This window comes from Paraburkholderia sp. BR10936, assembly GCF_040965735.1.
Lineage (GTDB): Bacteria > Pseudomonadota > Gammaproteobacteria > Burkholderiales > Burkholderiaceae > Paraburkholderia > Paraburkholderia nodosa_A.
In genome coordinates, this window is record NZ_JBFRCM010000067.1 from 1 (window position 1) to 729 (window position 729).

The 729-nt window shown below is 58.7% G+C and carries 1 protein-coding gene; it reads left to right on the forward strand.

Features of this window, described 5'->3' with window-relative positions:
- On the forward strand, positions 1 to 729 hold a 729-nt coding region (locus AB4Y36_RS40435; RefSeq protein WP_368685934.1), incomplete at both ends, for a cupin domain-containing protein.

The window sequence follows — 729 nt, forward strand, 5'->3', positions numbered from 1 at the left end:
AGCACCGTGGCGGGTCGAGTGGGATCAAGCGGCAACCCACGAAATCCCGTACCACGTCGTGCTCAGGGGCAAGGCAGTCATCGAGGATCCCGAGACGGGGATGGCAAAGGAACTGGTCGCTGGAGATGTTGTCTTGTTACCCCACGGCTCGGCGCACATCCTGCACGACGGGAGTGGTATTCAGCCCGGACCTACTCGCGAGCGTCAGGGTCTCGCTGGGTGGACCTTTAGCGAGAATGACGGCGTTGGCGAGCATCTCGATATGTTATGCGGTCGTTTTTTTATTGAACCGCCGCATGACCGACTGATTCGCAATTACCTTCCGACAAATCTGGTGGTGCGCACTTCTAGTACCGACGATGAGTCGGGTGTCGAGTCCGTCTCAAATCCTCTCGCCAATTTTGTAAGGCTCATGCGTGATGAGTCTACAGGAGAAAAAGTGGGCGGCTACGCCGTCCTTAATTCGCTCAGTTCGGCGCTGTTCACCATCGTGCTGCGCGAGGCAAGTAAATCCGAGCAGGCCCCGACAGGCTTGTTGGCGCTGGCTGGCCACCCACGTTTGGCCCCCGCGATTTCAGCGATGTTCTCCGATCCCGCTCGCTGCTGGAACCTGCCCGAGCTGGCCGCCTTGTGCAATATGTCCCGCGCCACGTTCATGCGGCATTTCCAGGAAACGCTCGGATGCTCAGCGGTTGATTTGCTAACCGACATCCGCATGAGCCACGCTGC